At 71.4% G+C, this 3,262-nt stretch carries 3 protein-coding genes; 2 read left to right on the top strand and 1 reads right to left on the bottom strand.

From position 1 onward, the window contains the following. Positions 1 to 443: 443 nt before the first annotated feature. Positions 444 to 767 (top strand): hypothetical protein, encoded by a 324-nt coding sequence (locus tag A7A76_RS20090; RefSeq protein ID WP_206412974.1) that lies wholly within the window; start codon positions 444 to 446, stop codon positions 765 to 767. A 13-nt stretch (positions 768 to 780) separates the two neighbouring features. Here the strand turns inward: A7A76_RS20090 and A7A76_RS20085 are convergent, their stop codons facing one another. After that, positions 781 to 1,950, bottom strand: a complete 1,170-nt coding sequence (locus tag A7A76_RS20085; RefSeq protein WP_206412971.1) for a class I SAM-dependent rRNA methyltransferase — start codon at positions 1,948 to 1,950, stop codon at positions 781 to 783. A 126-nt stretch (positions 1,951 to 2,076) separates the two neighbouring features. Between A7A76_RS20085 and A7A76_RS20080 the strand changes: the two genes are divergently transcribed. After that, complete coding sequence (locus A7A76_RS20080; RefSeq protein WP_206412969.1) at positions 2,077 to 2,862, top strand: rhomboid family intramembrane serine protease; 786 nt, start codon at positions 2,077 to 2,079, stop codon at positions 2,860 to 2,862. Positions 2,863 to 3,262: the final 400 nt, after the last annotated feature.

The raw sequence follows: 3,262 nt of genomic DNA, 5'->3' as shown, positions 1-3,262 counted from the left end.
GGGCGGCGAACTCGGCGCGGGCCGCTTCCTGCGCGCGCGCGGCGCCGGCGCGGGCCAGCAGCCAGGCCAGCGCGGCCGAGGCCAGGGCTGCGACGAAGACGACGGCGACGACAAGGGCTGGGGACATCCGGGACTCGGGACCAAGGCAGCGGGCGCTGCGAAGCGGGGGAGGCGGGCCGTCCATGCCCGGGCGCCGCGCGGCGGCGCGGCGTGCAGGCACGTGCGGGTGCCTAGTCTAGGGCCAGTCTAAACGGGTGAGTCTCAGGCCCTGCGACCGGCGGCGGCCGCGCGCGGCGGCGCGACTACTGCGCGATCGGTCACATATTTTGCGCAAGATGGGCAGTCCCTGTTCCATACGGAACGGCACTGACGGCGCCGACTGTGCCAATCTTGGCCGCAGCGGTCGGGCGGCGCAGGCCCGTTGCGTGCGAGGAGGCCCGCCCATGGACCCGCGAGACCCCCGACTGTACGCCGACCCGCGCGGCGTCTGGCGCGACGACGGCGCCGGCCGCGTGCACGGCATCCGCTGGCGCGACATCGACGGCATCGACGGCTACGCCATCGACGCGCCCGAGCGCCGGCTGATCTACCTCGAACTGGGCACCGCCAGCGGCGAGCGCCTGGAACTGCGCACCGACTGGCCCGGCTACGCCGACGTCGCGCGCGCGCTCAGCGCGCGCCTGCCGGGACTCGATGTGGAGGCGCTGCAGCGGCTGGAGCAGGCGCGGCCGGAGGATCCGCCGGCGATCCTGTGGTGGCGCGATTGAGCCCGCGCGAGGCTCAGTCCAGCACCCGGCAGAACACCGCCTTCAGATACCGCGACTCCGGCACCTGCGCCAGCCACGGGTGGTCGGCGCCGGCGCCGGCCACGCGCAGCACCTGCACGGTGCGGCCGGCGTAGAACGCGGCGCGGCGCAGCATGTCGAGGAACTGGTCCTCGCTGACCAGGCCGGTGCACGAGAACGTCGCGAACAGGCCGCCGGGCTTGACCACGCTCAGCGCGAGCTTGTTCATGTCCAGGTATTTCTTCAGCGCCGGGATCACCTGCTCGCGGTCGCGGGTCATCTTGGCCGGGTCGAGGATGACCACGTCGAAGCGCTCGCCCGCGTTGCCCATGTCGCGCAGGTACGGAAAGATGTCGGCCTGGACGAACTTGACGTGGGCGCCGTTGAGCTTGGCGTTGCCCTTGGCGATGTTGATCACGTCGGCGTCGATGTCCACGCCGATCACTTCCTCGGCGCCGCGCGCCTTGGCGTAGACGCCGAAACCGCCGGTGTTGCAGCACAGATCGAGCACGCGCTTGCCGGCGACCTGCTGCGACAGCCATTCGCGGTTCTCGCGCTGGTCGGCGAAGAAACCGGTCTTGTGCGCGCCGGCCGGATCGGCGCGGAACTTGATGCCGTATTCGGTGATGATCGCCGGCGGCACCGCCTCGGTGCCGCGGAAATCGAAGCTTTCCTGCTTCTGCACGTGCTCGTCGGCGAAGGCGTAGAAGCGGCAGCCCGGGAACTGCGCGCGCAGCGCGTCGTAGATCCACTCTCGGTGGCGGAACGCGCCGGCGCTGAAGTACTCGACCACGAGCAGGTCGCCGTAGCGGTCCACGACCAGCCCGCTGATGCCGTCGCCTTCGCTGTGCACCACGCGCCAGGCGTCGCTGACCTGGTCGAGCTTGAGCACGTCGCGGCGCAGCGACACCGCCGCGGCGATCTTGCGCGCGAACCAGTCGGCGTCGACCGCCACCTCGGGATCGTTCTCGAGCATGCGCAGGGCGATGCGCGAATGGCCGTTGTAGAAGCCGCGGCCGATCCAGTCGCCGTCCACGCCGATCACATCGACGATGCTGCCGGGCTTGGGCCGCTGGGCCGGCTTGTCGACCAGGCGCTGGAAGATCCAGGGGTGGGTGGATTTCCAGGCGTTCTTGAGGCGTACGGTGGGGAGTTCGGTAGTCATCGCGCCATTCTACCGGGCGCGGCGCCCGGTCCCGGACTGCGAACACGGGCCCAATCCCGCCGGCGGGACAATGAAGCCCACCCCGGCCGGCTTGTTTTGGCCGCGGCCGGTGCCAATCTGGTCCGTATGCACCTGCCTACCGACGCCCCGATCCCCGACACCCCGGCGCAGCGCAAGGCCGACCGCGCGCGGCTGGTCCGGGCCCTCAACGCCAGCCTGGCCTTCGTGCTGGTGCTGGCGGCGGTGTTCGCCGCCCAGAGCGGCTTCGACATTCGCCCGTTCACGGTCCAGCCCGGCTCGGCCGAGGGCCTGCTCGGCATCCTCACCGCGCCGCTGCTGCACGGCTCGATCGAGCACCTGGCCGCCAACGCGACCTCGTTGCTGCTGCTGGGCACCCTGGCCGGCGCGGTCTATCCCAAGGCGACGCTGCGCGCGCTGCCGCTGGCCTGGGTGGGCTCGGGGCTGGGGGCGTGGCTGTTGGGCGAGGCCGGGAGCCATCATCTGGGCGCCAGCGGTCTCACCCATGGCCTGATGTTCCTGGTCATGACCCTGGGCCTGCTGCGCCGCGACCGCTCGTCGATCGCTGCGGCGATGATCGCCTTCCTGCTCTACGGCGGCATGCTGCTGACCGTGCTGCCGCGCGAAGCCGGCGTCTCCTGGCAGGCCCACCTGGGCGGCGCGGTGGCCGGCGTGGCCGCGGCCTTCCTGTTCCGCCGCAGCGACCCGCTGCCGCCGCGCAAGCGCTACAGCTGGGAAGACGAAGAGGACGCCGAGCTGGTGCCGCTCAACGACGAACTGGAGCCGCCGAGCCCGCGCCAGGTGCCGGTGCTGTGGAACCGGCCGGATCCGCGCGATGTGCAATCGGGCGTGGTGCTGCGGTTCCCGCCGCGAGAGCCGCCGGCGGCGGAGTGAGCGGCGCCGGGGGGGCGCGCTCGAATGCGCGGCCTGAGGCTGTGGCGATATCCGGGGCGTCGCGTTCTCCAATGCGTGATTGCGGCGAAAGGCGGAATCCAACCGCAGCGACGCGGCTCCGCGGTGACCTCCCGAAGCCCGCAACCCCCAAGACCGTCATTCCGGCGAAAGCCGGAACCCAACCGCAGTCACGTGGCTCCGCCGCGATCTCCCGAAGCCCGCAACCCCCAGACCGTTATTCCGGCGAACGCCGGAATCCAACCGCAGCCACGTGGCTCCGCCGCGATCTCCCGAAGCCCGCAACCCCCAAGACCGTCATTCCGGCGAAAGCCGAAATCCAACCGCAGCGACGCAGCTCCGCCGCCACGTCCCGAAGCCCCGCAACCCCCAGACCGTCATT

Origin of the sequence: Lysobacter enzymogenes (assembly GCF_017168095.1) — a bacterium.
Taxonomy (GTDB): domain Bacteria; phylum Pseudomonadota; class Gammaproteobacteria; order Xanthomonadales; family Xanthomonadaceae; genus Lysobacter; species Lysobacter enzymogenes_D.
This window is presented reverse-complemented; position numbering and strand designations above follow the sequence as displayed.

Coding starts and splice junctions, on each gene's coding strand:
- A7A76_RS20090 (WP_206412974.1), top strand. CDS start 444: ATGGACCCGCGAGACCCCCGACTGTACGCCGACCCGCGCGGCGTCTGG.
- A7A76_RS20085 (WP_206412971.1), bottom strand. CDS start 1,950: ATGACTACCGAACTCCCCACCGTACGCCTCAAGAACGCCTGGAAATCC.
- A7A76_RS20080 (WP_206412969.1), top strand. CDS start 2,077: ATGCACCTGCCTACCGACGCCCCGATCCCCGACACCCCGGCGCAGCGC.